Here is a 25,669-nt window from a genome sequence, read left to right as displayed (position 1 = left end):
GGAGCTGCTCGCGCTTGTTGGTAGGGCGCTGGAGGCTGATTTGGCTTCAATGGCCCATGGACAGGCGTGCGCTGCATAATCCGCCCCACGGAGCCCGTGCGGGCTCCGCCACTGCAAGGAGACCCCACGCCATGGCGCATGTGCTCGCCGTTTATCCCGGAACCTTCGACCCCATCACGCTGGGGCATGAGGATCTGGTGCGCCGCGCGGCAAGACTGTTCGACCGCGTGATCGTGGCCGTGGCCATTGCCCACCACAAGAAAACCCTGTTCAGCCTGGACGAGCGCATGGAGATGGCGCGCCAGGCGCTTGCCGACTGTCCGCAGGTGCAGGTCGAGTCCTTCGAGGGGCTGGTGACGGAGTTCACTGCCGCGCGCGGCGGCACGGCCATGGTGCGCGGGCTGCGCTCGGGCACGGACTTCGACTACGAGTTCCAGCTTGCCGGCATGAACCGCGCGCTGGTGCCCGGTGTCGAGACGGTGTTTCTCACACCCGCGAGCCAGTACCAGTTCATCAGCAGCACGCTGGTGCGCGAGATCGGCACGCTGGGCGGCGACGTGGCGCAGTTTGTCTCGCCCGGCGTGCACGAGCGCCTCTTGCACAAGCTGGGCCGCACCGCCGCGGCGTGATCAGCGCCGCGCCACGGTGTCGTGCACGAAGCGCAGCTTGCGCAGCGCGCCCGTGGACAGGGCAAACGGATAGGCATCGCGCTGGCCCATGCTGCGGTTCAGGCTGTTGAGTAGCAGCGTCAGCGGCATCCACGCCGAGACCATGGCATCAAAACCGGGCGCCGGCTGTGCAAACGGGTCGGGCATGGCGTAGTGCTGCGCGTGATCGGGTGTCGTGCCGGGAATGGCCATGCGGGTCTGAAAGCTGGCGGCCGTCTCCAGCAGATCGACCAGGTGCAGGTAATGCGCCCACGTTTCGGCCCAGTCCTCCCAGGGGTGCGCGGCGGCATAGGCGCTGACGTGCTGCGGCTGCCATTGCGCAGCGGGCAGGGGGGCACGCTGGTAGTGCGCCTGCAGCGCCTGGGCGTAGTCGCGCCGCTCGTCGCCGAAGAGTGCGCGGAAGGCCTCCACATGTCCGGCGCGCAGCACCAACTCTTCCCAGTAGTAGTGGCCGGATTCATGCCGCAGGTGACCCAGCAGCGTGCGGTAGGGCTCATGCATGGCCTGGCGCCGGCGCGCGCGCTCGTCGTCATCGGCCTCGGCCACGTTGAGGGTCACGACACCCTGGGCATGCCCCGTCATGACGGGCGGCGCGCCCGCCACGTCCGCCAGGAATTCATACACCGGCCCGGGCTGCTGCGTGCTCAACAGTCCCAGGCGCGCCAGCGTGTAGAACAGGTGCCGCTTGGCGCTCTCTATCTGCGACCAGCGGCGCAGGTTGTCGGGCACGGACAGGTCCGGCAGCACGCGCGTCCGGCGGCAGGCGGCGCACAGCCCGCCGTGCGCCTGGGCATCTGCGGCCGGTAGCGCAAAGGTGCAGGCGCCGTAGGTGGTGCGGTTGGTGCATAGCTGGTAGTGGGCCGGTGGCGCAGTGCCGTCGCTGCCGCGTGTAGGAACACGCTGCCAGCTGCGCGACAGGGCGTGGTCGCCGTCGTCCGCAGGCGCGAGCGCCAACATGGACATGTCTTCGGGAGAGAACGCCAGCGTGCAGCCGCAGTGCACGCATTGCACGCTCTCGAAGAACACGAGGGAGCCGCATTGGCCGCAGTGGAACAGTCGCATGCGTAGGGATTCTGACGCAGGTAGTGCGCGTCACCTGCCAGTGAAAAAAAACGCCGCCCAGAGGGCGGCGTTCCTGCGCAGTCGTGTGCGTCACGGGCGCACGATGATGCTGTTGCGCACCTCGCGCACATGCTTGGTGTTGCGCGCGATGGCTTCGGCGCGGTCCTTCTCGGCCTGGGTCTTGGCAAAGCCCGAGAGCTGGACGGTGCCGTTCAGCGTCTCCACGCTGATGGCGGTGGCAGAGACGCTCTTGTCCTCTGCCATCTTGGCCTTCACGGCGGTGGTGATACCCGCGTCGTCCACGTAGGAGCCCACGGTTTGCTGGTTGCGTGCTACCGAGCAACCGGTGGAAACGATGGTGGCACCTGCAAGCAGGGAAAAGGCGATGGCACGTGCGTATTTCATGGTTGTGTCCTTGGGTTATGGTTGAAAACACGGGTGCTGGGATAACCCCGCTGCGGCCTGTTGCACCCTCCGGTGGCCTCAACGGTTGGGAAAGGGAGGCTAGCGGTGCAGCCAGTCCTTCAGTTCATCCGCATGCTCCTCCTCGTCGGCCAGGATGCCTTCGAGCATGCGCCGCGTGGTGGGATCCTTGTCGCCGATCAGCTGGATCATCTGGCGATAGGCCTCCACCGCGATGCGCTCCGCCACCAGGTTGGCGCGCACCATGTCTTGCAAATCGGACGACTCATCGTATTGCGCATGGCTGCGCGACAGCAGCGTAGAAGGGGAGAAGTCCGGCGATCCGCCCAACTGCACGATGCGTTGGGCGAGCAGATCGGCATGGGCTGCCTCCTCGTTGGCGTGCACCAGGAACTCTGCCGCGATCGCCGGCGACTCGCGGCCGTCCGCCGTGAAATAGTGCCGCTTGTAGCGCAGCACGCAGACCAACTCGGTCGCCAGAGCGTCGTTGAGCAGGGCAATGATGGCATCGCGGTGTGGGCCGTACGCGGGCGTCACGGCGCCTTCGTCCAGATCCGCGGTGGCTGCCTGGCGCAGCGCGGCTTCGTCAAGCTGAAGCGCGCTGGCGTGGGTATCGCTGTGCATCATCGGGTCGGTTCCTGCGGTGGTCTCAATAACGCTCGCTGCGGTGGCGTGTCCACATCAACGCAGTGGCAAAGGCGGCGCCCGCGGCTGCGGCGATCAGCAGGGACTTGCCGGGTTGTTCCGCGACGTAGCGGTTCGTGGCGTCCGCAGCCTGGTGGAACTGGCGCCGCGCGCGTTCGCCGGTGTGCGCGCAGTACGAAATGCCGCGCGTGGCCAGGTCCTGCGCCTTGGCGGCCAGGTCGTCGATCATCGGGTCCACGCCCTCTTGCATGCGCTGCATGCGGGTCTCGGCCTTGTCGATGGATTCATTGGTCATCCGGCGGGTGGACTGCAGTGTTTCGGACGCCTTGTCGAACACGCCTTCGGCCACGTTGTGCGCCGTCTCTGCCGCCTTCTGGGTGGTGGTTTGGATCGTCATTGGGGGATTTCCTTTCTGTGGTGGCATCTGCCTGGCGGGCCAGGTTGATGGGGCGTCAGCCCCTCTTCAACAAGCTGAGCACGAAGGTCACAACCGCCATGATCACGAACACGAAGAACAGGATCTTCGCGATGCCCACGGCACCGGCGGCGATGCCGCCAAATCCGAACAGGGCGGCCACCAACGCGATGACCAGGAATACCACTGCGTAATGCAACATAACCAGCTCCTTGTTTTCGGCGCGGTGCGCCGGGTGGTTGCGAATGCGCCTGAGCACATGGCTTGACTGTAGGGAGGCTGGCGTTGCATGAGTGCCGGTGGCTGGCGCACCCCGCTGTAGGACGCCACCGATCAGATGAGCAGCCCGGACGCAGGGCTGCGAACGCGTCAGGTCAGCGTGTGCGGCAGCACGGCGCTGACCAGGGTGCCCTCGCCGGGCGTGGACGTGACCGTGAGCTTGCCGCCCGCCGCCTCGACACGGTGGCGCATGCCGAACAGACCATGCGCGTCGGGGGCGATGCTTGAGATGTCGAACCCGTCGCCGTCATCCCGCACCTGTACCGATACATGGTTGGGATAGCTGTGGACCGACACCAGCACCTTGCGCGCGTTGGCGTACTTGCTGATGTTGGTCAGCGACTCCTGCACCAGCCGGTAGACGGTGAGCTGCGCTGCGTCGGACAGCTTGGCGGACTCCAGGCTGGTGTCTATCTGCAGGTTGCTGCGCTGCGCGAAGTCGCGCGTGAGGATTTCCAGCGACGTGTTGAGCCCGAGATTGGAGAGCGACGAAGGGCGCAGGTCCTCGATGATGCGCCGCTTGAGCGCGATGCCGCTGTTGAGCGTTTCGGTGAGGTGCTGCACGCGCTCGGCGTTCTCGGGGGTGTGCAAATCGATGCGCGACTTCAGGCGCGCCACGTCCAGCTTGGCGGCCGTGAGCAAAGCACCCAGCTCGTCGTGCAGCTCGCGCGCCAGGTGTGCGCGCTCCTCCTCGCGTACTTGCTGCAGATGGCTGGCCAACTCGGAGAGCGCGGCAGTGCGTTCACGTACCAACTGCTCCAGTCGGTCGCGTTCGCGCGCCAACACCTCCTGCTCGCGCGCATGCGCAGCCTGCAAGGCGCTGGTCTGGCGCAGGTACAGGTAGAACGCCAGCAGCCCCACCACCGCCACGGCGGCGATGCCGATGCGCGAGAGCATCAGCGAATGCAGGATCTCCTGCGTGCTGTGTTCCGTTTGCTGGGCGCTGCGCGCCACCAGTCGGGCTGCGATCGCCCGAATGGCATCCATGTTCTCCTTGCCCACGTCGGTGGAGAGCACGAACTTCCAGGCGTCGTCGTTGTCCTGGCGGCGCAGCTTGAGGCTGAGGTCGAGTTCGGAAAGCTTGCGCGTGATCTGCTGCGACAGCTGGGAAAAGTCGTCCAGGTCCTGCGGTGCGTGCCGGTAGGTCTGGCGCAGCTCATCAAGGTTGGTATTGATGGTGGCGACCGCCTGCTCGTAGGGCTGCAGATAGCGCTCGTCGCCGGTGAGCAGGTAGCCGCGCAGCCCTGTCTCGGCGTTGAGCATGTTCTGCAGAAGCCGGTCGAGCGCAGCGCGCGTGGCGTGCGAGCGGGCCAGGTCGCCCACGGCCGCGTGCGAGCGCATGTACCCGGTTTCGTTGATGCCGACCAGCAGGGCCACAGCCAGCAATGCCAGCGGCAGACTGACGGCGATCTTGCGCAAACGGGACCAACTCATGCTTGGGCTTCTCCAAGGGGACTGGCAGGGCACGGTTGAAAATGCATATCATCGGCCTGCGCTGCCATGCTAGTGCAATGCAGAGCAGATGGGCAGATCTTCAGACCATACCTTACCGGGGAGCAAGGCGCTCTCCTCTTGAAAGAAGGCTCAATGATCAAGATTGGCATTGTGGATGACCATGCGATAGTCCGTGCCGGGCTGCGCCAATTTCTCTCGGAACATGTGGACCTGCGGGTCGTTGGCGAGGCAAGCAACGGCAGGGAAGCCATCGATCTGGTGCGCGTTCACGAGATCGACGTGCTGGTGATGGACCTGTCCATGCCCGGCCAGAGCGGCTTGGATGCGTTGGCCATGCTGCGCGCCAAGGCGCCCGACATGGGCATTCTTATCCTCAGCGGCTACCCCGAGGAGCACTATGCGATCAATCTGATCCGCCAGGGTGCGAGCGGCTATCTGAACAAGGAATGCGAGCCCAAGGAGATCGTGGAGGCCATCCGCACCATCGCCCTGGGTCGCCGCTACCTGACCCCGTCCGTGGCTGACCTGCTGGCCCAGCAGCTCAACCGCAAGGACGATGCGCCGCCCCACGAGCAGCTGTCGGAGCGCGAGTTCCAGGTGTTCCTCAAGCTGGCCAAGGGCGAGACGGCGGGTGACATCGCCAAGTCGCTGTCGCTGAGCGTGAAGACCGTGAGCACCTACCGCACGCGGCTCATGGAAAAGATGGGGCTGTCCTCCAACAGCGATCTGACGTACTACGCGCTCAAGAACAAGCTCATCGATTGAACGCAAAGCGCACAAAGCACAAGGGCCAGTCACTGACTGGCCCTTGTGCTTTGTGCAGAGGTTTGAGAGTAAGGATGGGCGCGTGTCAAAGTGCAGATGGGCCCGCGCAGCGCCTCCTTCAATTGGTGGCTGCGGAGCTGGAGGCTGCCCGATGCGTGCTGTTGCTGTGTTCGATGCAATAGTCCACCAGCGCCTCGATCTCGTTGGATTTGTCAAACACGGCGTCCACCCCCAACTGCGCACAGCGCATGCGCACGTCAGGTGTCGCGTAGTTGCTCAGCACCACCATCTTCTGCGCTGAAAGGCGGTTGCGGCAGGCGGCCAGCACGCCCAGCCCGCTGCCTTGGCGCAGGAACAGGTCCACGATGGCCAGGTCCCACTGGGAGGTGTGCGAGGTAAGCCACTCCTTGCCCTCGTCCTCCGTCTCGGCGATGCCGACGGCTTCCACCTCCGCCAGTTCTTCGAGCGTTCCGATCAGGTTTTCGCGGATGGTGGCGTTGTCTTCGACGATGTACGTGCGCAGTTTCACGGTGCTTCCTGTTCGGCCGGGAACGAAAAATAGGGCGTCGGCGCTACTGTATGAAAACAGGCTGGCGGATTCTGCCAGCAGCCGGGTGCAGTGCCCGTAGGTGCATTCCTACCGGGCGGGTGCGTGCAGGGATCCGCACACGGGGCAGGCCGGGTCGCGCTCGGTGCGCACTTCGGTCCACTGCATGTCGCGCCCGTCCAGCATCAGCAGCCGGCCTGCGAGCGAGCTTCCGACCCCCACAAGCAGCTTGAGCGCCTCGGCCGCCTGCATGGTGCCGATGATGCCCACCATGGGGGCGAACACGCCCATGGTGGAGCACTGCACTTCCTCGAACTGCGCCTCGGGAGAGAACAGGCAGGCATAGCAGGGCGTGTCATCCCGGCGGGGGTCGTACACGGAAATCTGCCCGTCGAAGCGGATGGCCGCGCCTGCCACCAGGGGCTTGCGTTGGCGTACGCACGCGGCGTTGATGGCCTGGCGCGTCTGGTAGTTGTCCGTGCAGTCGAGCACCACGTCTGCGGCGTTGACCAGCCCATCCAGCGCGGCGGCGTCCACACGCTGGCGCACGGTGCGCACTGAAACCAGGGGGTTGATGGCCTGCACGGCCTGGGCCGCGGAGTCGACCTTGGGCGTGCCGACGCGCGCCGTGGTATGGGCGATCTGGCGCTGCAGGTTCGTGAGGTCCACCACGTCGTCGTCCACCAGCGTCAGGGTCCCCACGCCTGCGGAGCCGAGAAACAGCGCGGCCGGCGAGCCCAGACCGCCGGCACCGATGACGAGTACGTGGGCTGCCAGGATGCGTTCCTGCCCCTCGATACCGATCTCGTCGAGCAGGATGTGGCGGGAATAGCGCAGCAGTTGATCGTCGTTCATGGGGTGGTGGGCGTGAAAAAGGCCGGGCTCCGCGGGAGTCCCGGCCTGGTTGCCAAGAAAGACAGCGTCAGTTGTCCTTCTTCTCTTCCTTGCGTTCCGTGAGGGTCTTGCTGGCCAGCACGGTGCGGCCCTTGAGCTGGTTGAGTGCCTGGCTGAGCTGGAAGTCCTTGTCCGAACCGTACTCGGGCAGCTTGCGCTCGGACACGGGCTTCTTGGCCTCTTCCTCGAGGCGCTTGCGGGCCTCCTCGCGCGCCTTCTCGCGGCCGGCATCCTTCGCTTCCTCGCCCTGGCCGCTGGTCAGGTGCTTTTCCAGGTCGGCTTCGCGCATGCGCAGCGATGCGTAGATGTCGCCCTCGGCGGTCTCGTCGAGCATGACGTCTGGCACGATCCCCTTGGCCTGGATCGATTTGCCCGACGGCGTGTAGTAGCGCGCCGTCGTGAGCTTGATGCCCGTGTCGGGGCCCAGCGGCCGCACGGTTTGCACCGAGCCCTTGCCGAAGGTCTGGCTGCCCATGATGGTGGCGCGCTTGTGGTCTTGCAGCGCCCCCGCGACGATCTCGCTGGCCGAAGCCGAGCCTTCGTTGACCAGCACCACCAGGGGCACGGTCTTGATGGCGGCGGGCAGGCGCTTGAGCGGGTCGCCGCTGCCGCGGCGCAGATAGAACTCGGGCGAGGCCTTGAAGGTGGCCTTGCTCTCGGCCAGCTGGCCGTTGGTCGAAACCACCGTCACGTTCTCCGGCAGGAAGGCAGCCGACACGGCCACGGCCGCATCCAGCAGGCCGCCGGGGTCGTTGCGCAGATCCAGCACCAGCCCCTTGAGGCGGGGATCCTGCTTGTAGACCTCTTCGACCTTGCGCACGAAGTCGTCCACCGTGCGTTCCTGGAACTGCGACAGGCGGATCCAGGCGTAGCCCGGCTCGATGATCTTGCCCTTGACCGATTGGGTCTTGATCTCCTCGCGCGTGATCGTGACGGGAAAGCTGCGGCTCTCGTCGCGGCGCAGGATGGTCAGCGTCACCTGCGTGTTCGGCTCGCCGCGCATGCGCTTGACCGCGTCGTTGAGGGACAGGCCCTTCACGGCCGTATCGTCGATTTTCGTGATGAGGTCGTTGGTCTTGAGCCCCGCGCGGTCGGCGGGGGAGCCCTCGATGGGCGAGACGATCTTGATCAGGCCGTCTTCCTGGGTGATTTCGATGCCCACGCCCACAAACCGGCCGGTGGTGCCTTCGCGGAATTCCTTGAACGACTTCTTGTCGAAGTACTGCGAATGCGGGTCGAGGCTGGCGACCATGCCACCGATGGCATCGGTGATGAGCTTGCGGTCATCGACCGGCTCTACATAGTCGGTCTTGATCAGGCCGAACACGGCCGAGAGCTGCTGGATTTCCTCCAGCGGCAGCGGGGTCATGGCGCCGCGTGCCACGGTCTGCAGCGAGACGGTCGTGAGCGCTCCGGCCACCACGCCCACCGATATCCATCCAGCAATTTTGAGTTTGTGGCCCATAGAACACCTCTACCGATTCAATATACACCTTGGAAGGGCTGCGGCCTGGGCAGTTCCTTCAGGATCTGCCTATTTTTCAAGCAAGACCGCGCTACGCTTTCCAGAAGCGGCGGCTCAGGCCTTGCCCTGCGCGGCCACGGCGGCGGCGGCCTTGGCGGCGGCCTCGGCGTCGCCCAGGTAGTAGCTGCGCAGGGGCTTGAGTTCCGCGTCCAGCTCGTACACCAGCGGAATGCCGTTGGGAATGTTCAGGCCCACGATGTCCTGGTCGGAAATGTTGTCCAGGTACTTGACCAGCGCGCGGATGGAGTTGCCGTGCGCTGCGATCAGCACACGCTTGCCCGAGCGGATCGTTGGCGCGATGGCTTCGTTCCAGTAGGGCAGCACGCGCGCCACCGTGTCCTTGAGGCACTCGGTCAGCGGCACCTGCTCGGGCGCCAGGCCCGCGTAGCGGATGTCGCCGCGCTCGCAGCGCGGGTCGGTGGGCTCCAGGGCCGGCGGCGGCGTGTCGTAGCTGCGGCGCCACACCAGCACCTGCGCGTCGCCGTACTGCTTGGCCATGTCGGCCTTGTTCAGGCCCTGCAGAGCGCCGTAGTGGCGCTCGTTCAGGCGCCAGCTGTGCTCCACGGGCAGCCAGGTGCGGTCCATCTCGTCCAGGCAGTGCCACAGCGTGCGCGTGGCGCGCTTGAGCACACTGGTGTAGGCCAGGTCAAAATCGTAGCCCTCGGCCTTGAGCAGGCGGCCGGCATTCTTGGCCTGCTCGATGCCCGTGGGGGTCAGATCCACATCGGTCCAGCCGGTGAAGCGGTTTTCCAGATTCCACGTGGATTCGCCGTGGCGGATCAGAACGAGTTTGTGCATGGTGTCCCTTGGGGCTTCAGGTCAAAAACCCGACATTCTAGAATTGCGCGGTTTGCATACCCCAAGGAACCCCGTGAATTTCGTTCTCGACAATTGGTATTTGATCTTCCTCGCGCTGGCCTCGGGCGTCATGCTGCTGCTGCCGGCCCTCAAGGGGGCCGGGGCCGGTACCCTGGGCACGGCGCAGGCCGTACAGCTCATCAACCGTGAGAAGGCGGTGGTGATCGACGTGTGCGAGCCTGAGGAGTTCGCCGCGGGCCACGTGGGTGGCGCCAAGAACATCCCGCTGGGGCAGTTGCAGGAGCGCCTGCCGCAGGTGGTCAAGAACAAGGCCGTGCCCATCATCCTCGTCTGTGCCAAGGGCGCCCGCGCCTCGCGGGCTGCAGGCATCGCCAAGGGCCTGGGCTACGAGAAGGCGCAGGCGCTGGCCGGCGGCCTGGCCGCTTGGCGCGAGGCCAACCTGCCGGTTGAAAAGGCCTGAGGCGCCCGCATCTACCAGCATTGTTCGTTACGCAGAAAGGTCGCCGTCCATGCAAGCCGTGAAGATGTACACCACCGCCGTGTGCCCCTACTGCATCCGCGCCAAGCAGTTGCTGAAGCTGAAGGGTGTGGAGCAGATCGAGGAAATCCGCGTGGACACCGACCCCGCCGCGCGCCAGCACATGATGGAGATCACCGGCCGGCGCACCGTGCCGCAGATCTTCATTGGTGACACCCACGTCGGTGGACACGACGACCTCGTGGCCCTGGACAGCCGTGGCGGCCTGGTGCCGCTGCTGGGCGCCTGAGCCTTTGCCGCCATTGGCGCGTTGCATAATGCGCCCCATGTTGCCCGCTGCGGGAGCCTCTCCCGGGCGGGCTTTGTTTTGACCGAAAGACCGAGACCACCATGGCCGAAGAAACCCCCGTGTTCCAGATTCAGCGCGTGTACCTGAAGGACCTGTCGCTGGAGCAGCCCAATTCGCCCGCGATCCTGCTGGAGCAGGAGCAGCCCAGCGTGGACATCCAGCTGGGGGTCGAGGCCACACCCGTGGTCGAAGGCATCTTTGAAGTGGCCGTGACCGCCACCGTGCAGACCAAGATCAAGGACAAGACTGTGTTCCTGGTGGAGGCCAAGCAGGCCGGCATCTTCGAGATCCGCAACGTGCCCGAGGACCAGATGGGCGCCATCATCGGCATTGCCTGCCCCCAGATCATCTACCCCTACCTGCGCGGCAACGTGGCCGACACCGTGACGCGTGCGGGCTTTCCGCCCGTGCACCTGGCCGAGATCAACTTCCAGGCCATGTACGAGCAGCAACAGGCCGCAGCCGCCGAGGCTGCCACCAGCACAGCCCAGTAACGGCTTCTTGGTCGTAACGGGTGTTAGAGCCATTTAAGGCTCTAGCGCCCGCCTGATAAGCGCGAGTAGCTATGAAAATAGTAGTCCTTGGCGCAGGCGCCTGGGGCACTGCCCTGGCCATGAGCGCGGCTGCGCACGCAGCCTGCCATGAGGTGACGCTGTGGGCCCGTGACGCACAGCAGGCGCAGGCCATGCAGGCGAAGCGGCAGAACCAGCGCTACCTGCCCGGCCTTGCGTTCCCGCCCGGGCTGCACGTGGCGTCGGGTGACATGGGCGCGCTGGCCGCTGACGCCGACCTCGTCGTCGTCGGCACGCCCATGGCGGCGCTGCGCGGCATGCTGGAACGGCTGGACGGCTGCACCGCGCCCATCGCGTGGCTGTGCAAGGGCTTCGAGGCCGGCACGGGGCTGATGGCGCATGAAGTGTGCGCGCAGGTCGCACCGCGGCTGCACAGTGGCGTGTTCAGCGGCCCCAGCTTCGCCCAGGAGGTCGCCACCGCCCAGCCCACGGCCATGGTGGCCGCCAGCCCCCGTGCCACGGTGCGCGATGCGCTGGTGCTGGCCTTCCACGGGCCCGCATTGCGCGTATACGCCAGCGAGGACATCGTAGGCGTGGAAGTCGGCGGCGCGGTCAAGAACGTATTGGCGATTGCCACCGGCCTGTGCGACGGGCTGCAACTGGGGATGAATGCGCGTGCGGCATTGATTACCCGCGGCCTGGCGGAAATGACCCGCTTAGGCCTTGCCCTGGGCGCGCGGCCCGAGACCTTCATGGGCCTGTCGGGCCTGGGGGATCTGGTGTTGACTGCTACGGGCGACCTGTCGCGCAACCGCCGTGTGGGGTTGTTGCTGGCCGAGGGGCGGACCTTGGCACAGGCGGTGGAGTCACTGGGCCATGTCGCTGAGGGGGTGTACAGCGCCCGCACCGTGGTGCAGCGCGCGCGTGCGCTGGGCGTTGAGATGCCCATTGCGGAGTGCGTCGTCGCGCTGCTCGACGGTGAACTGCGCGCTGCCGAGGCGGTGGCCCGGCTCATGGAGCGCGAGCCTACTGTCGAGCGCCATTGATGCGCACGCATCTCCAGTGAACAGCAAAAAGCGGCCCGCAGGCCGCTTTTTGTCGTGCGCGGTTCAGGGTGCTTGGGTCACACGACACCGAACAGCATCAGCAGCAAAACGATACTCAGCGGGACACCCAGAAGCCAAAGAATGATCGGCATGTACGCCTCCTATAGGGATGGTTGAAACATGCCTTCACCTTAGCGATGGGCCAGACGCCCCGATGTCCGTCCAGGCTGCCACGCCGCGTAGGTCATCGCGGTCCTGTGCTTGTGCGTGTGCGCCTACGCACGGACTGTCGCCGCGCGCGGTCTCAGAACTCCAGGTTGTCGATCAGCCGCGTGCTGCCCAGGCGTGCCGCGCCCAGCGCCACCAGCGTACCGGCGGCTGCGCCTGCAGCGGGGGGCTGAAGATTGTGGCGCTGGCGCACGGTGAGGTAGTCGGGCGCCCAACCTTGCTGCGCCAGGTTCTGCAGTGCCTGTTGTTCCAGGGCGGCCAGCGGGGGGGCGCCGGGTGCCTGCGCCGCCTGGGCCAGCGCGCGCAGCGCCGCGGACAGTTGCACGGCCTGGACGCGCTCGGCGGTGCTCAGGTAGCCGTTGCGTGAGCTCAGGGCCAACCCATCGTCGGCGCGGGCCGTCTCGCCTGCCACCACCTCTACGGGCAGCGCGAACTGCTGCACCATGCGGCGGATCACCATGAGCTGCTGGTAGTCCTTCTTGCCGAACACGGCCGTGCCGCCGCCGCTGGCGAAGAACACTGCGGAAAACAGCTTCATGACCACGGTGCACACGCCCGTGAAGAAGCCTGGGCGGAAATGCCCTTCCAGGATGTCGGCCAGTTGCGGGTCGGGCTGCAGCTTGAAGGTCTGGGGCTCGGGGTAGAGATCGCTCTCGCGCGGCGCGAAGACGATGTCGCAGCCCGCGGCCTCCAGCTTGGCGCAATCGGCCTCCCAGGTGCGGGGGTAGCTGTCGAAGTCCTCGTGCGGGAGGAATTGCAGGCGGTTCACAAAAATGCTGGCGACCAGCACGTCGCCCAGCGGCCGGGCCTGGCGCACCAGGGCGATGTGGCCGTCGTGCAGATTGCCCATGGTGGGCACGAAGGCGGGGCGCTTGCCGGGGCGGCCTGCGCCGGGATGCGCGGCGATGGCGGCGCGCAGTTCGGGAATGGTGCGGACGGTGATCATGGGTGAAGGTGTTTGGTCAGTTCCAGGCGTGCAGTGCGTCGTCGGGAAAGCGCCCTTGCTTGACGGCCTGCACATAAGCCTCGATGGCGCCGCGCACGCTGCCCGCGTCCCGCATGAAGTCGTGCACGAACTTCGGGTTCTTGCCCAGGTTGATGCCCAGCATGTCGTGCATCACCAGCACCTGGCCGGCCGTGCCGCTGCCCGCGCCGATGCCGATGGTGTGGCAGCGTGGCAGGGCCTGCGTGAGGTCGCGTGCCAGGGGAGTCGGCACCATCTCCAGCACCAGCATGGCGGCGCCGGCGTCCTGCAGCTCCAGTGCCTGGCGGCGCAGCTGCTGGGCGGCCTGGTCGCCCTTGCCCTGCACACGGTAGCCGCCCAGGGCGTGCACCGTCTGCGGGGTGAGGCCCAGGTGGGCGCACACTGGCACGCCGCGCTCCACAAGGAACTGCACCGTGGGCGCGGTCCAGCCGCCGCCTTCGAGCTTGACCATGTGGGCGCCCGCCTGCATGAGCTGGCAGGCACTGCGCAGCGCTTGCTCGCGGCTCTCGGCATAGCTGCCGTAGGGCAGGTCGGCGATCAGCCAGGCCGTGCCCTGTACGCGGTGCAGGCCGCGTGCCACGCTGGCCGTGTGGTAGGCCATGTGCTCCAGCGTCACGCCCACGGTGCTGGGCAGGCCCTGGCAGACCATGCCCAGCGAATCGCCCACCAGGATGCACTCCACACCCGCCGCATCGGCCACGGCTGCGAAGGTGGCGTCGTAAGCGGTGAGCATGGTGATCTTCTCGCCCGCCTCGCGCATCTGCGCCAGGCGGGGCAGGCTCACGGGGCGTCTCTGGGGCAGCGGCGACGCGGGCGGCAGCGTGCCATAGGGCGTGCCGGCGGTGGGGGAGTCGGTCATGGCGCTTGGGATCCGTCGGGTTGCAAAAGTGCGGCGAGTCTATGCGATGCGGCTATGCTCGCCCCATGACGACGAGAGACTTGTTTGGCGCCGACGCACTCGCGGCGCTGGCCCGTGCCGATGTGGACCGCGCCCTGCAGGAAGACGTGGGCAGCGGCGACCTGACGGCCGGCCTGATCGACCCCGCGCGCCGCGTGCGTGCGCGCATCCTGGCGCGCGAAGCCGCCGTGATCTGCGGCGCTCCTTGGGTCGAGGCCGCGCTGCGTGCGCTGGACCCCGGTGTGAAGCTGACCTGGCATGTGGCCGAGGGCGCGCGCTGCGCTACCGACCAGGTGGTATTGGAGATCGAAGGCCAGGCGCGCGCGCTGCTGAGCGCCGAGCGCACGGCGCTCAACTTCCTGCAGCTGCTGTCGGCCGTGGCCACCAAGACGCGCACCTATGTGGATGCCGTGGCCGGCACCCGCGCCCACATCGTGGACACGCGCAAGACGCTGCCGGGCCTGCGCCTGGCGCAGAAGTACGCCGTGCGCACGGGCGGTGGCACCAACCATCGCATCGGCCTGCACGATGCCGTGCTCATCAAGGAAAACCACATCGCTGCCGCCGGCGGCGTGACGGCGGTGCTGCGGGCCGCCCAGGCGGTGGCTGCGCAGGCTGCATTCATCGAGATCGAGGTGGAAACGCTGGCGCAGCTGCAGGAGGCGCTCGATGCGGGCGCGACGATGGTGCTGCTGGACAACATGCCGCTGGCACAACTGCGCGAGGCCGTGCGCATCAACGCGGCGCATGCGGGCGGGGGCGCCATCCTGGAGATCTCGGGCGGCGTCACGCTGGAAGGCCTGCGTGCGCTGGCCGAGACGGGCGTGGACCGCATCTCCATCGGCACGCTGACCAAGGATGTGAAGGCCACGGATTTCTCCATGCGCCTGCAGGATTTGGCCTGACATGGCGTAGCGTCTTCCAAGACGCGACAATCGATTCCCCCTCGTGAAGCCGTCGCGTCCCGGCGGCGAGAGCATTGCCATGAATACGACCGCCATCAAGGACGTCGAGTACGAACAGCCCCTCGCGGGCGCGGACGGCGCCACCTGCTCCACCAAGCACGCCTGGGCGCGTGTGCCGCCCGAGTTATCGCCCGCCGAGCGTGCGGCGCTCAAGGACAGGATCCGCCGCCTGCTGAAAGAGAAGAACGCGGTGATGGTGTCGCACTACTACGTGCACCCGGACCTGCAGGACCTGGCCGAGGAAACCGGCGGCATCGTCAGCGATTCGCTGGAGATGGCGCGCTTCGGCCGCGACCACGCGGCGCAGACACTGGTGGTGAGCGGCGTGCGCTTCATGGGCGAGACGGCCAAGATCCTCAGTCCCGAGAAGACCGTGCTCATGCCCGACCTGGACGCGACCTGCTCGCTGGACCTGGGCTGCCCCATCGACGAGTTCAGTGCTTTCTGCGACCAGCACCCCGACCGCACGGTGGTGGTCTACGCCAACACCAGCGCCGCCGTGAAGGCGCGTGCCGACTGGCTGGTCACGTCCAGCTGCGCGCTGGACATCGTGCGTGCGCTCAAGGATGCGGGCCACAAGATCCTGTGGGCCCCCGACCGGCACCTGGGCGCCTACATCGAGCGCGAGACGGGCGCCGACATGGTGTTCTGGAACGGCGCCTGCATCGTGCACGACGAATTCAAGGCGCTGGAGCTGGAGCTGCTCAAGAAGGAGCACCCCGAGGCCAAGATCCTCGTGCACCCCGAGAGCCCGACCGAGGTCGTGGCCCTGGCCGACGCTGTGGGCTCGACCAGCGCCATCCTCAAGGCCGCGCGCGAGATGGATGCCCGCGAATTCATCGTGGCCACCGACAACGGCATGATGCACAAGCTGCGCACGCTGAACCCCGGCAAGACCTTCCACGAAGCCCCCACGGCCGGCAACAGCGCCACCTGCAAGAGCTGCGCGCACTGCCCCTGGATGGCCATGAACGGCCTGGCCGACGTGGCCCGCGTGCTGGAGACAGGCGCGAACGCCATCCACGTGGAGCCCGCGCTGATACCGCGCGCACGCCAGCCCATCGACCGCATGCTCGCCTTCACCGCCGCACTCAAGAGCGGGCAGCCGGCCGGTGCGCTGGTGCCGCATTTCGGGGCGGCATAGCGCTTTTGTTTTGATAGCTGTTGGCGCTGGATGGATAAGCGCTGGAGGCCGATTTGACTCTGACCGCCCTGATCGACTTCGCCGACCCGCGCGCGAGCGCCGGGCCGCGCTTGCGCCATGCCTTTGGCGTGCCGCGCGCCACGCTCGTGGCCCAGGCCCCGCACGAGGTGCGCGGCGTGCTCGACGCCGTGGAGGACGCCGCGCGCGCGGGCGCCTGGGTGGTGGGCCAGTTGCGCTACGAGGCGGCGTCCGCCTTCGACAAGGCCCTGCGCACGCACGCGGCCGACGGCCCGCTGGCCTGGTTCGCGGTGTTCGATGCGCCGCAGCCCTGGGATGGCAATCTGGCGCCTGGCGAGGCCCGGGTGCCATGGCAGGGCGAGATCGCGCGGCCCGCGTTCGATGCGGCCATTGCGCGCATCCGTGGCGCCATCGGCGCGGGCGAGTGCTACCAGGTCAACTTCACGGCACCGCTCGCGGGGAACTGGCAGGGCGATGCGCTGGCCCTGTTCGCGGCGCTGCGCCGCGCGCAGCCGGGCGGCTATGGCGCCTTCCTCGACATGGGCAATGAGAAGACGCTCTCCGTCTCGCCCGAGCTGTTCTTCGACTGGCGCGGCGGCAGCCTGCTCGCGCGGCCCATGAAGGGCACGGCCCCGCGCGGCGCCACGCCCGAGGACGACGCGGCCCAGGCCGCGCAGCTGCGCGCCAGCCCCAAGGAGCGGGCCGAGAACGTGATGATCGTGGACCTGCTGCGCAACGACCTTTCGCGCGTGGCCGAGCCGCACAGCGTGCGCGTGCCGCGCCTGTTCCATACCGAGCAGCTGCCCACCGTGTGGCAGATGACTTCCGACGTGGTGGCGCGCACGCGTGCGGGCACGCGTCTGGCCGACGTATTCGGTGCGCTGTTCCCCTGCGGCTCGGTTACGGGCGCGCCCAAGGTGCGCGCCATGCAGCTCATCCAGGAACTGGAGGCCGCGCCGCGTGGCGTGTACTGCGGCGCCGTGGGCGTGGTGCGGCCCGACGGCGCGGGGGGCGTGGCCGCCACCTTCAACGTGCCGATCCGTACCGTGGCGCTGCGCGGCACGCAGGCCGTATGCGGCATCGGCAGCGGCATCACCTGGGGATCGGAGGCCGGGGCCGAGTGGCGCGAGTGGGGCGCCAAGCGCGCCTTCGTGGAGCGCGCGAGCGCGCCGTTCGAGCTGCTCGAAACCCTGGCGCTCGACGAGGGCGCGCTGCGCCACCGCGCCGAGCACCTGGCGCGCATGGCGGCCGGGGCCGCGCATTTCGGCGTGCCCTGGGACGCTGCGCGCATGCAGGCCTGCCTCGATGCCCTGTGCGCCGCCCACCCTGCGGGCCTGTGGCGCGTGCGCCTGCTGCTCGATGCGGCGGGCCTGCCCCGGGCCGAGGCCTTCGCGCTCGCGCCCACGGCCGAGCCCGTGCGCCTGGTGCTGGCGCAGCGCGCGTTCATGCAGGCGCACAGTGAATTCGTGCGCCACAAGACCACGCGGCGCGCGCACTACGCGGCCTTCGAGCCCACGGAGCCCGGCGTGTTCGACACCCTGCTGTGGAACGAGGCGGGCGAGATCACCGAATGCACGCGCGGCAACATCGCGGCGCTGCTCGACGGCCGCTGGATCACGCCGCCGCTCGCCTGCGGCCTGCTGCCCGGCGTGGGCCGTGCCGTGGCCCTGCGCGAAGGCCGCGTGCAGGAGGGGCTGCTGCGCGTGCAGGACCTGCCGCGCGTGCAGGCCTGGGCCTTCGTCAACAGCCTGCGCGGCTGGCTGCAGGCCAGGCTCGGCGAACCGGGCGCGCTCTCGGAAAAATAGCTGCAGGCGCTTTATGCAAGCACGCTGCGGGCCATTTTCTTGAAAACGACGTTAGAGCCGTTCCTTCACATAGGACGGCCGGTCCATGTCCACGATCTCCACGCTGAGCTGCACCATCACGCCTGCGGGGTGGGGTGTGAGGCGGCGCAGCACGCCGGCCACGCGCTCCGAGAGGTCTTTCTTGGCCTCTGGCGTGCGGCCTGAGAGCAGGCGCAGCTGCGCGTGCACGAAGCCGCGGTTCGCGGGCGCGGTACCGATCTCGAACTGCGGCACGGGCGCGATGCGGCTCTTGAGGTCGGCCTCGTCGGCCACCTCGGGGCTCGCGCAGACGGCGGCGTTGAGTTCGGCGAGCGCCTGGGCCTCGGGGAAGCCGGCGAGGTTGCGGGAGTATTCAACGATCAGGTGGGGCATGGCAGGTCTCGGTGGTTCGGGGAAAGGGGTTCAGGACAGGTCGAGCGTGCAGCCGTCGCCGAGCGCGTCGCGCCACACGCGCACGCGGCTGGGCGGGGGCTGCATGTCGGACAGGGCCTCGGCGATGAAACGGCAGAGGTTCTCGAGCGTGGGGATGCCCAGGCCCGGCACCTCGTCGAGCAGGTGGTGGTCGAGCCGCTCGCGCAGCACGGCCAGGCGCTGGCGCAGGTAGCCCAGGTCCTGGACCATGCCCGTGGCGGGGTCGAGCGGCCCGGTGAGCGAAACCTCGGCGTGGTACGTGTGGCCGTGGATGCGGCGGCTGCCCTCGGCCTCGATCTCGCGGCGCAGGGTGTGGGCCGCGTCGAAGAAGATGCGCTGGTGGACGGTGTATTGCTGCGGCATGGCGGGGTGGGGCATCGTCAGCGGATGCCGGTGAGCTTGTGGGTCTGCAGGCTCAGGCGCCACGCCGGGCGCTGCATGCAGAGATCGATGCACAGCGCGATGTGGGCCGCCTGGTCGGGGCCGTCCATGGGCTGCAGGAAACGGTGGGTGAAACGGCCCGTGGTTTCGAGCGCGTCGAGGTCCAGGCCGCTTTGGGGCCAGACCAGCTTGAGCTCTTGGCCCTCGCGCTGCACCCACTCGGCACCGGCCTTGGGGCTGATGCACAGCCAGTCGATGCCGGGCGGCGCCGCGATGGTGCCGTTGCTCTCCACGGCGATGCGAAAGCCCTCGGCATGCAGCGCGTCGATCAGCGGCGCGTCGACCTGCAGCAGCGGCTCGCCGCCCGTGAGCACCACGAGGCGGTGGGCGCGATCCTGCGCGGGCCATTGCGCCGCGATCTGGTGTGCCAGTGCGCCCGCGTCGGCGAACTTGCCGCCCAGCGTGCCGTCGGTGCCCACGAAGTCGGTGTCGCAGAAGCGGCAGATGGCACTCGCGCGGTCCTGCTCGCGGCCGCTCCAGAGGTTGCAGCCCGCGAAGCGGCAGAACACGGCGGGCATGCCGGCCTGGCCGCCCTCGCCCTGCAGGGTGTAGAAGATTTCCTTGACGCTGTAGCTCATGGGATAACCTCCGTGCTGCGCACTGCGGTGCGAGCTTGCTTGGGGCGGCCCGGCGCGGCGCTCATACGGCCTTCCCCGTGCGCGGCGCGAGTTCGGCCAGCGCGCCCAGCAATTGGGCCACATCGGCCTCGGTGTGGGCGGCCGACAGCGCGATGCGCAGCCGCGCCGTGCCTTCGGGCACCGTGGGCGGGCGGATCGCGGGCACCCACAGGCCGCGCGCGCGCAGGCCTTCCATCACGGCCAGGGCCTCGTCGTTGGCGCCGATCACCAGAGCCTGCACGGCCGTGCGCGAGTCGCCCAGCTGCCAGTGCGTGCCCTGCAGCAGCGGCGCCAGGCCGTCGCGCAGCTGGGCGATGCGCTGCGCCAGGTGCTCGCGCCGCCAGCCTTCGGCGGCGATCACGCGCAGGCTGGCCTGCAGCGCGCGTGCCAGCAGCGCGGGCGCGGCCGTGGCGAAGATGTAGCTGCGCGTCTTCTGCACCAGCCATTCGACGAGCGCGTCGGGCCCTGCGACGAAGGCGCCCGCCACGCCCGCAGCCTTGCCCAGCGTGGCCATGTAGAGCACGCGCGGCGAGGCATGGGCGCCGACGAGGCCCGCCTCGGCCAGCGTGCCGCGCCCCTCGGGGCCGAGCACGCCGAAGCCGTGCGCGTCGTCGATCAGCAGCAGCGCGTCATGCCGCTCGCACAGCGCGTGCAGCGCGCGCACATCGGCCACGTCGCCGTCCATGCTGAACACGGCATCGCTGATCACGAGCTTGCGCCGTGCGGGGCTGGCCGCGAGCAGGGCGTCGAGCGCGGCGAGGTCCGCATGCGGGTAGCGGTGCACCGTGGCGCGAGACAGGCGCGCGCCGTCGATCAGGCAGGCGTGGTTGAGCGCGTCGGAGAACAGCGCATCGCCCGCGCCCACGAGCGCGGGCACGATGCCGATGTTGGTGGCGTAGCCCGCATAGAAGTAGAGCGCGCGCGGCAGCTGCACGAAGTGCGCGAGGTCTTGCTCCAGCGCGGCGTTGGCCTCGCTGTGGCCGCTGACCAGGGGAGAGCCGCCCGAGCCCACGCCGAACTCGCGCGTACCCGCGCAGGCGGCTTCGGCCAGGGCAGGGTGGGCTGCGAGGCCCAGGTAGTCGTTGCTGCAGAAGGCCAGCATGGGGGTGCCGTCCACCCGCAGGTGGGCGCCCTCGGCGGGCGCCACGGCGCGGCGCCTGCGGCGCAGGTGGGCATCGTCCAGCGCGGCGATGCGCGCGGGGAATTCGTCGATCCAGGAGGTCATGTCCAGTCAGGGGGCAATTGGTAGAGCGCGGCGAGGGCGCGCGCATCGGGCCGGGGCTGGTGCGGCAGCGTGGCCAGCAGCGGCACGCCCAGGTGCTGGCGCAGCCAGGCGATGTTGTCTGCGGGGGCCAGCATTTGCGGGTCCACGCGGTTGGCGACCCAGCCCGCGAGCGTGAGGCCGCGCGCGCGGATCGCCTCGGCCGTGAGCGCGGCGTGGTTCAGGCAGCCCAGGCGCAGGCCCACCACCAGCACCACGGGCAGGGCCAGGGCCTGGGCCAGGTCGGCGCCGGTCTCGGTGTCGGACAGCGGCACGTGGAAGCCGCCCGCGCCCTCGACCACCACGGCATCGGCGCGCTCGGCGAGCTGGCGGTAGCTTTGCACGATGGCGGGGATGTGAATGCGTACCCCGGCGCGCGCGGCTGCGATGTGCGGCGAGAGCGGGTCGGGCAGCAGCACGGGGTTGTCGAGTTCGGGAGGCACGGCCACGGTGGAGGCGGCGCGCAGCGCGACGGCATCCTCGTTGGCCAACTGGCCGCCGTGCCATTCGGCGCCTGCGGCCACGGGCTTCATGCCCACCACGCGAGCATGGTGGCGCGCGAGCGCGTGCAGGAGCGCGGCCGAGGCGAGGCTCTTGCCCACGCCCGTGTCGGTGCCGGTGACGAATACGCCCAGGGTCATGGCAGGCGTTCCTCCGTGGAGGTGGGCGTGCCGGCTTCCTCGGCCAGCGTGGCGTCGAGCGCGGACAGGGCGTTGACTGCGAGGTGCTGCACCGCCTCGGCGTCGAGCACGTAGGGCGGCATGGCGTAGACGGTGGTGCCGATGGGGCGCAGCAGCAGGCCGCGCGCCATGGCGTGGCGGTGGTAGCGGCGTGCGAAGTCGGGCAGGGTGGTTTCCACGTCCCAGGCCCAGACCATGCCCTGGCGGCGCGCGTGGCGCACGCGTGGGTGCGTCGTGAGCGGCGCGCAGGCCGCATCGATGGCTTGAGCGAGCTGCCCATTGCGCGCGAGCGCATCGGTCTGCTCGAACAGCTCCAGCGTGGCCAGCGCCGCGCGGCAGGCCAGAGGGTTGCCGGTGTAGGAGTGCGAGTGCAGGAAGCCGCGTGCCACGTCGTCGTCGTAGAAGGCGGCGTAGACCGCATCCGTGGTCAGCACGGCCGACAGCGGCAGCGTGCCGCCCGTGAGGCCCTTGGACAGGCAGAGGAAGTCGGGCCGGATGCCCGCCTGCTGGTGCGCGAACATGCTGCCCGTGCGGCCGAAGCCCACGGCGATTTCGTCGGCGACCAGATGCACCTCGTAGCGGTCGCACAGCGCGCGCGCCTGGCGCAGGTATTCGGCGTCGTGCATGGCCATGCCGGCGGCGCACTGCACCAGGGGTTCGAGGATCAGCGCGGCCGTGGTGGCATGGTGCTCGGCCAGCCAGGCTTCGAGCGCGGCGGCGGCGCGCAGGGCCATATCGCGGGCTGATTCGCCGGGCCGCGCATTGCGCGCGTCGGGGCTCTGCACGGTGGCGGCCAGGCGCACGAGGGGCGCGTAGGCCTCGCGGAAGAGGGCGATGTCGGTCACGGCCAGCGCGCCCACGGTCTCGCCGTGGTAGCCGCCGGCCAGGCCCACGAAGCGGCTCTTGGCCGGGCGGCCCTGGTTGCGCCAGTAGTGCGCGCTCATCTTGAGCGCGATCTCGGTGGCGGAGGCACCGTCGCTGCCGTAGAAGGCATGGCCCAGGCCCGTGAGCGCGGCCAGGCGCTCGGACAGCTCCACCACGGGCGCGTGCGTGAAGCCCGCGAGCATCACGTGGTCGAGCCGCGCGAGCTGGTCGGTGAGCGCCGCCTGGATGTGCGGGTGGCCGTGGCCGAACAGGTTGACCCACCAGGAGCTGATGCCGTCGAGGTACCGGCGGCCGTCGGCGCCGTGGAGCCACGGCCCCTGGGCGCGCGCGATGGCCACGGGCGGCTCGGCCTCGTGGCGCTTCATCTGCGTGCAGGGGTGCCAGACGCTGGCGAGGCTGCGCGCGGCGAGGGTGTCGGTCATGGGGCGGGCTCAGAGCGACTGCGTGGGCACGTGGTGGCGCAGCGCCACCTGGCGGTTGCGCTCGTCCACGAACACGAGTTGCGGCTGGTGCGCGGCCACGTGTTCCTCGTGCACCTGGGCGAAGGCCGCGATGATGAGCAGGTCGCCCACGGCGGCGCGGCGCGCGGCCGAGCCGTTCACCGAGACCATGCCGCTGCCGCGCTGGCCCTTGATGGCGTAGGTGACGAAGCGCTCGCCGTTGTCCACGTTCCAGATGTGCACCTGCTCGTTCTCGCAGATGTTGGCGGCCTCCAGCAGGTCTTCGTCGATGGCGCACGAGCCCTCGTAGTGCAGCTCGCAGTGCGTGGTCTTGACGCGATGGATCTTGGATTTGAGCAGGGTGCGGTACATGGAATCTCCTTGGATTGTGAAAAGGGGTCAGCGTGCGGGCGGCACCAGGATGGTGGGCGCGGCGGGGGCGGCCATGTCGGGCCAGTCGCGGCTGAAGTGCAGGCCGCGGCTTTCATGGCGCATCTGCGCGCTTTTCACGATCAGGTCGGCCACCTGCACCAGGTTGCGCAGTTCCAGCAGGTCGCGCGTGACGTGGAAGTTGGCATAGAACTCCTGGATCTCGCCCTGCAGCAGCGCGATGCGGTGCGCCGCGCGCTCCAGGCGCTTGTCCGTGCGCACGATGCCCACGTAGTCCCACATGAAGCGGCGCAGCTCGTCCCAGTTGTGCGAGATGACCACGCACTCGTCGGCGTCGGTCACGCGGCTGTCGTCCCACGCGGGCAACGGAGGCAGATCCGCGCGCTGCGCCTGCTGGATGTGGGCGGCCGCGGCGCGCGCGAACACCATGCATTCCAGCAGCGAGTTGCTGGCCAGGCGGTTGGCGCCGTGCAGGCCGGTGCAGGCGGTCTCGCCAATGGCGAAGAGGCCGTGCAGGTCGGTGCGGCCCGCCAGGTCGGTCAGCACGCCGCCGCAGGTGTAGTGCGCGGCGGGCACCACGGGGATGGGCTCGCGCGTGATGTCGATGCCCAGCTCCGCGCAGCGCGCGAGGATGGTGGGAAAGTGCGCCTGCAGGAACGCGGGGCTTTGGTGCGAGATGTCCAGGTGCACGCAGTCCAGGCCGTGCTTTTTCATCTCGAAGTCGATGGCGCGCGCCACGATGTCGCGCGGCGCCAGTTCGGCGCGCGCGTCGTGCTGGGGCATGAAGCGCGTGCCGCCGGCCTGCGGCGGCAGCTTGAGTTGCCCGCCCTCGCCACGCACGGCCTCGGTGATGAGGAAGCTCTTGACGTGCGGGTGGTACAGGCACGTGGGGTGGAACTGGATGAACTCCAGGTTGGACACGCGGCAGCCCGCGCGCCAGGCCGCGGCAATGCCGTCGCCCGTGGCCGTGTCGGGGTTGGTGGTGTACAGGTACACCTTGCCCGCGCCCCCCGTGGCCAGGATGGTGTGCGGTGCGCGAAAGGTGAGCACCTCGTCGGTGGCCTCGTCCAGCGCGTACAGGCCCAGGCAGCGCTGCGCGCCAGCCAGTCCCAGCTTGGCGCTGGTGATCAGGTCCACCAGGGTGTGGTGTTCGAACAGCGTGATGCCGGGCGTGGCGCGCACCACGTCGATCAGCGTGCGCTGCACGGCCGCGCCCGTGGCGTCGGTGGCGTGCACGATGCGCCGCGCGCTGTGGCCGCCTTCGCGCGTGAGGTGCAGGGCGCCGTCTTCCTGCGAGAACGGCACGCCCAGGCCCTGCAGCCAGCGGATGGCCTGCGGCGCGTTCTCCACCACGAAGCGCGTGGCCGCCAGGTCGCACAGGCCTGCGCCGGCCACCAGCGTGTCCTGCACGTGCGACTCGAAGCTGTCGCCCTCCGCCAGCACGGCGGCGATGCCGCCCTGGGCCCAGCCGCTGGCGCCGTCGGCCAGCTGGCGCTTGGTGAGGACGGCCACGCGGTGGGTGGGCGCCAGCTTTAGCGCGGCGGTCAGCCCTGCGAGGCCGCTGCCTACGATGAGTACGTCGAAGTCGTGTGAGGTCATGGCAATGTGCGCCGCAGCCACCCGGCCGTGGCGAGGGGGATGGGGGCGATCAGACAGGCGTATAGGCCAGGCGCACGTAGATGGGTGCGAACGCCTCGGCCTGGGTGATCTCGATGAGGGTTTCCTTGGCCAGCTCCAGCAGCGCGATGAAGGTCACCACGAGCACGGTGCCGCCCTTCTCGGGCTGGAACAGTTCCTCGAATTCCACGAAGCGCCGGCCCTGCAGCGCCTTGAGCACATGGCTCATGTATTCGCGCACCGAGAGTTCCTCGCGCGTGATCTTGTGGTGCTGCACCAGCTTGGCGCGCTTCAAGATGTCGCGCCAGGCTTCCTGCAGGTCGGTCAGGCTCACGTCCGGAAAGCGCGGCTGCAGGCTCTGCTCGATGGTGACCTGCGCGCGGAGGAAGTCGCGGCCGTACTGCGGCACCTGGTTCAGGCGCATGGCGGCCAGCTTGATCTGCTCGTACTCCAGCAGGCGGCGTACCAGTTCGGCGCGCGGGTCCTCGGGCTCGGCGCTGCCTTCCTGCTTCTTGGGCGGCAGCAGCATGCGCGACTTGATCTCGATGAGCATCGCCGCCATCAGCAGGTACTCGGCCGCCAGCTCCAGGTTGCGGCTGCGGATCTCCTCCACGTAGCCGAGGTACTGGCGCGTGACATCCAGCATGGGGATGTCCAGGATGTTGAAGTTCTGCTTGCGGATCAGGTACAGCAGCAGATCCAGCGGGCCTTCGAAGGCCTCCAGGAACACCTCCAGCGCGTCGGGGGGGATGTACAGGTCCTGCGGCAGCGCGAACAGGGGCTCGCCATACAGGCGCGCCAGCGCCACCTGGTCCACCACCTGCGGCAGGCCGTCGCCAGAGGCCGGCGGCGCACCGTCGGCGGCAGTCGCGGTGAAACGCGGGGCGGCCATGGAGCTTACTATTTATTCAATAGCTTCCAGCGCTTGCTGCATGGGCGCTGGAGCCTGATTTGATGTGTAGC

The 25,669-nt window shown here is 68.5% G+C and carries 30 protein-coding genes; 9 read left to right on the top strand and 21 right to left on the bottom strand.

The window, feature by feature from the left end; genetic code table 11:
- The first annotated feature begins 131 nt into the window (after positions 1–131).
- Positions 132–629: a pantetheine-phosphate adenylyltransferase gene (gene coaD / locus HND92_RS15710; RefSeq protein ID WP_011806614.1), complete on the top strand. Its 498-nt coding sequence runs from the start codon at positions 132–134 to the stop codon at positions 627–629.
- Here coaD and HND92_RS15705 read toward each other — a convergent pair whose 3' ends face one another.
- The 6 genes from HND92_RS15705 to HND92_RS15680 form a co-directional block, all read right to left on the bottom strand.
- A complete protein-coding gene (locus HND92_RS15705) occupies positions 630–1,730 on the bottom strand; it encodes a putative zinc-binding metallopeptidase (RefSeq protein ID WP_172208344.1) in 1,101 nt (366 codons plus the stop codon).
- Positions 1,731–1,820: 90 nt separating this feature from the next.
- Positions 1,821–2,135, bottom strand: coding sequence for a BON domain-containing protein (locus HND92_RS15700; protein ID WP_172208321.1), 315 nt, complete (start codon positions 2,133–2,135; stop codon positions 1,821–1,823).
- A 99-nt stretch (positions 2,136–2,234) separates the two neighbouring features.
- A complete protein-coding gene (locus HND92_RS15695) occupies positions 2,235–2,780 on the bottom strand; it encodes a bacterioferritin (RefSeq protein WP_011806611.1) in 546 nt (181 codons plus the stop codon).
- A gap of 22 nt (positions 2,781–2,802) precedes the next feature.
- Positions 2,803–3,195 carry a hypothetical protein gene (locus HND92_RS15690; RefSeq protein WP_011806610.1) on the bottom strand — a complete coding sequence of 131 codons (393 nt, stop codon included), beginning with the start codon at positions 3,193–3,195 and terminating at the stop codon, positions 2,803–2,805.
- Positions 3,196–3,250: 55 nt separating this feature from the next.
- Positions 3,251–3,415 (bottom strand): DUF1328 domain-containing protein, encoded by a 165-nt coding sequence (locus HND92_RS15685; RefSeq protein WP_011806609.1) that lies wholly within the window; start codon positions 3,413–3,415, stop codon positions 3,251–3,253.
- A 167-nt stretch (positions 3,416–3,582) separates the two neighbouring features.
- The gene (locus HND92_RS15680; protein ID WP_172208319.1) at positions 3,583–4,926 is read right to left on the bottom strand and encodes a CHASE3 domain-containing protein; all 1,344 of its coding nucleotides are present in this window, start codon (positions 4,924–4,926) and stop codon (positions 3,583–3,585) included.
- Between the two features lie 153 nt (positions 4,927–5,079).
- Here HND92_RS15680 and HND92_RS15675 point away from each other — a divergent pair, with 153 nt between their 5' ends.
- Positions 5,080–5,712 carry a response regulator transcription factor gene (locus HND92_RS15675; RefSeq protein ID WP_015914143.1) on the top strand — a complete coding sequence of 211 codons (633 nt, stop codon included), beginning with the start codon at positions 5,080–5,082 and terminating at the stop codon, positions 5,710–5,712.
- A gap of 118 nt (positions 5,713–5,830) precedes the next feature.
- Here the strand turns inward: HND92_RS15675 and HND92_RS15670 are convergent, their stop codons facing one another.
- The 4 genes from HND92_RS15670 to gpmA form a co-directional block, all read right to left on the bottom strand.
- Positions 5,831–6,241 (bottom strand): response regulator, encoded by a 411-nt coding sequence (locus tag HND92_RS15670; protein ID WP_011806606.1) that lies wholly within the window; start codon positions 6,239–6,241, stop codon positions 5,831–5,833.
- Positions 6,242–6,349: 108 nt separating this feature from the next.
- Positions 6,350–7,114 carry a molybdopterin-synthase adenylyltransferase MoeB gene (locus tag HND92_RS15665; protein WP_135147750.1) on the bottom strand — a complete coding sequence of 255 codons (765 nt, stop codon included), beginning with the start codon at positions 7,112–7,114 and terminating at the stop codon, positions 6,350–6,352.
- 67 nt (positions 7,115–7,181) lie between these two features.
- Positions 7,182–8,618, bottom strand: coding sequence for a S41 family peptidase (locus HND92_RS15660; protein WP_015914140.1), 1,437 nt, complete (start codon positions 8,616–8,618; stop codon positions 7,182–7,184).
- 114 nt (positions 8,619–8,732) lie between these two features.
- Positions 8,733–9,476 carry a 2,3-diphosphoglycerate-dependent phosphoglycerate mutase gene (gpmA, locus tag HND92_RS15655; protein WP_172208316.1) on the bottom strand — a complete coding sequence of 248 codons (744 nt, stop codon included), beginning with the start codon at positions 9,474–9,476 and terminating at the stop codon, positions 8,733–8,735.
- 73 nt (positions 9,477–9,549) lie between these two features.
- Here gpmA and HND92_RS15650 point away from each other — a divergent pair, with 73 nt between their 5' ends.
- The 4 genes from HND92_RS15650 (at position 9,550) to HND92_RS15635 (ending at position 11,882) form a co-directional block, all read left to right on the top strand.
- Positions 9,550–9,957, top strand: coding sequence for a rhodanese-like domain-containing protein (locus HND92_RS15650; protein WP_172208314.1), 408 nt, complete (start codon positions 9,550–9,552; stop codon positions 9,955–9,957).
- Positions 9,958–10,006: 49 nt separating this feature from the next.
- Entirely contained in the window at positions 10,007–10,264 is a 258-nt protein-coding gene (gene grxC, locus HND92_RS15645; RefSeq protein WP_011806601.1) for a glutaredoxin 3, read from the top strand.
- Between the two features lie 101 nt (positions 10,265–10,365).
- Positions 10,366–10,818, top strand: a complete 453-nt coding sequence (gene secB / locus HND92_RS15640; protein WP_011806600.1) for a protein-export chaperone SecB — start codon at positions 10,366–10,368, stop codon at positions 10,816–10,818.
- Between the two features lie 71 nt (positions 10,819–10,889).
- Positions 10,890–11,882 carry an NAD(P)H-dependent glycerol-3-phosphate dehydrogenase gene (locus HND92_RS15635; protein WP_172208312.1) on the top strand — a complete coding sequence of 331 codons (993 nt, stop codon included), beginning with the start codon at positions 10,890–10,892 and terminating at the stop codon, positions 11,880–11,882.
- A 304-nt stretch (positions 11,883–12,186) separates the two neighbouring features.
- Here HND92_RS15635 and panC read toward each other — a convergent pair whose 3' ends face one another.
- Positions 12,187–13,056: a pantoate--beta-alanine ligase gene (gene panC / locus HND92_RS15630; protein WP_172208310.1), complete on the bottom strand. Its 870-nt coding sequence runs from the start codon at positions 13,054–13,056 to the stop codon at positions 12,187–12,189.
- Between the two features lie 16 nt (positions 13,057–13,072).
- Positions 13,073–13,954, bottom strand: coding sequence for a 3-methyl-2-oxobutanoate hydroxymethyltransferase (gene panB, locus HND92_RS15625; RefSeq protein ID WP_011806597.1), 882 nt, complete (start codon positions 13,952–13,954; stop codon positions 13,073–13,075).
- Positions 13,955–14,019: 65 nt separating this feature from the next.
- Here panB and nadC point away from each other — a divergent pair, with 65 nt between their 5' ends.
- The 3 genes from nadC to pabB all read left to right on the top strand — a co-directional run bounded on the left by nadC (position 14,020) and on the right by pabB (position 17,925).
- Positions 14,020–14,898, top strand: a complete 879-nt coding sequence (gene nadC, locus HND92_RS15620) for a carboxylating nicotinate-nucleotide diphosphorylase (protein ID WP_172208308.1) — start codon at positions 14,020–14,022, stop codon at positions 14,896–14,898.
- 79 nt (positions 14,899–14,977) lie between these two features.
- Entirely contained in the window at positions 14,978–16,102 is a 1,125-nt protein-coding gene (gene nadA, locus HND92_RS15615; RefSeq protein ID WP_172208306.1) for a quinolinate synthase NadA, read from the top strand.
- A 53-nt stretch (positions 16,103–16,155) separates the two neighbouring features.
- Complete coding sequence (pabB, locus tag HND92_RS15610; RefSeq protein ID WP_172208304.1) at positions 16,156–17,925, top strand: aminodeoxychorismate synthase component I; 1,770 nt, start codon at positions 16,156–16,158, stop codon at positions 17,923–17,925.
- A 51-nt stretch (positions 17,926–17,976) separates the two neighbouring features.
- Here the strand turns inward: pabB and HND92_RS15605 are convergent, their stop codons facing one another.
- The 9 genes from HND92_RS15605 to HND92_RS15565 all read right to left on the bottom strand — a co-directional run bounded on the left by HND92_RS15605 (position 17,977) and on the right by HND92_RS15565 (position 25,598).
- Complete coding sequence (locus tag HND92_RS15605) at positions 17,977–18,336, bottom strand: 5-carboxymethyl-2-hydroxymuconate Delta-isomerase (protein ID WP_172208302.1); 360 nt, start codon at positions 18,334–18,336, stop codon at positions 17,977–17,979.
- A 30-nt stretch (positions 18,337–18,366) separates the two neighbouring features.
- Positions 18,367–18,753, bottom strand: a complete 387-nt coding sequence (locus HND92_RS15600; RefSeq protein ID WP_231403436.1) for a 6-carboxytetrahydropterin synthase — start codon at positions 18,751–18,753, stop codon at positions 18,367–18,369.
- A gap of 2 nt (positions 18,754–18,755) precedes the next feature.
- A complete protein-coding gene (queE, locus tag HND92_RS15595) occupies positions 18,756–19,394 on the bottom strand; it encodes a 7-carboxy-7-deazaguanine synthase (RefSeq protein WP_172208300.1) in 639 nt (212 codons plus the stop codon).
- A gap of 61 nt (positions 19,395–19,455) precedes the next feature.
- Positions 19,456–20,658, bottom strand: coding sequence for an 8-amino-7-oxononanoate synthase (gene bioF / locus HND92_RS15590; protein ID WP_172208298.1), 1,203 nt, complete (start codon positions 20,656–20,658; stop codon positions 19,456–19,458).
- Positions 20,655–21,335, bottom strand: coding sequence for a dethiobiotin synthase (bioD, locus tag HND92_RS15585; RefSeq protein ID WP_172208296.1), 681 nt, complete (start codon positions 21,333–21,335; stop codon positions 20,655–20,657). Before bioD ends, bioF begins: the two co-directional genes overlap by 4 nt.
- Positions 21,332–22,681, bottom strand: a complete 1,350-nt coding sequence (gene bioA / locus HND92_RS15580; RefSeq protein WP_172208294.1) for an adenosylmethionine--8-amino-7-oxononanoate transaminase — start codon at positions 22,679–22,681, stop codon at positions 21,332–21,334. The genes bioD and bioA overlap by 4 nt, the downstream gene beginning before the upstream one ends.
- Positions 22,682–22,690: 9 nt before the next feature.
- A complete protein-coding gene (gene panD / locus HND92_RS15575; RefSeq protein ID WP_172208292.1) occupies positions 22,691–23,071 on the bottom strand; it encodes an aspartate 1-decarboxylase in 381 nt (126 codons plus the stop codon).
- 27 nt (positions 23,072–23,098) lie between these two features.
- Positions 23,099–24,688 carry an L-aspartate oxidase gene (gene nadB, locus HND92_RS15570; protein ID WP_172208290.1) on the bottom strand — a complete coding sequence of 530 codons (1,590 nt, stop codon included), beginning with the start codon at positions 24,686–24,688 and terminating at the stop codon, positions 23,099–23,101.
- Between the two features lie 49 nt (positions 24,689–24,737).
- On the bottom strand, positions 24,738–25,598 hold the full coding sequence (locus tag HND92_RS15565; RefSeq protein WP_172208288.1) for a ScpA family protein: 861 nt from the start codon (positions 25,596–25,598) through the stop codon (positions 24,738–24,740).
- Between the last annotated feature and the right edge of the window lie 71 nt (positions 25,599–25,669).

This window comes from Diaphorobacter sp. JS3050 (assembly GCF_013154915.1).
GTDB lineage: Bacteria > Pseudomonadota > Gammaproteobacteria > Burkholderiales > Burkholderiaceae_C > Diaphorobacter > Diaphorobacter nitroreducens.
Note: the sequence above shows the minus strand (reverse complement) of the source record. Positions and strands in the feature narration are given on the sequence as shown.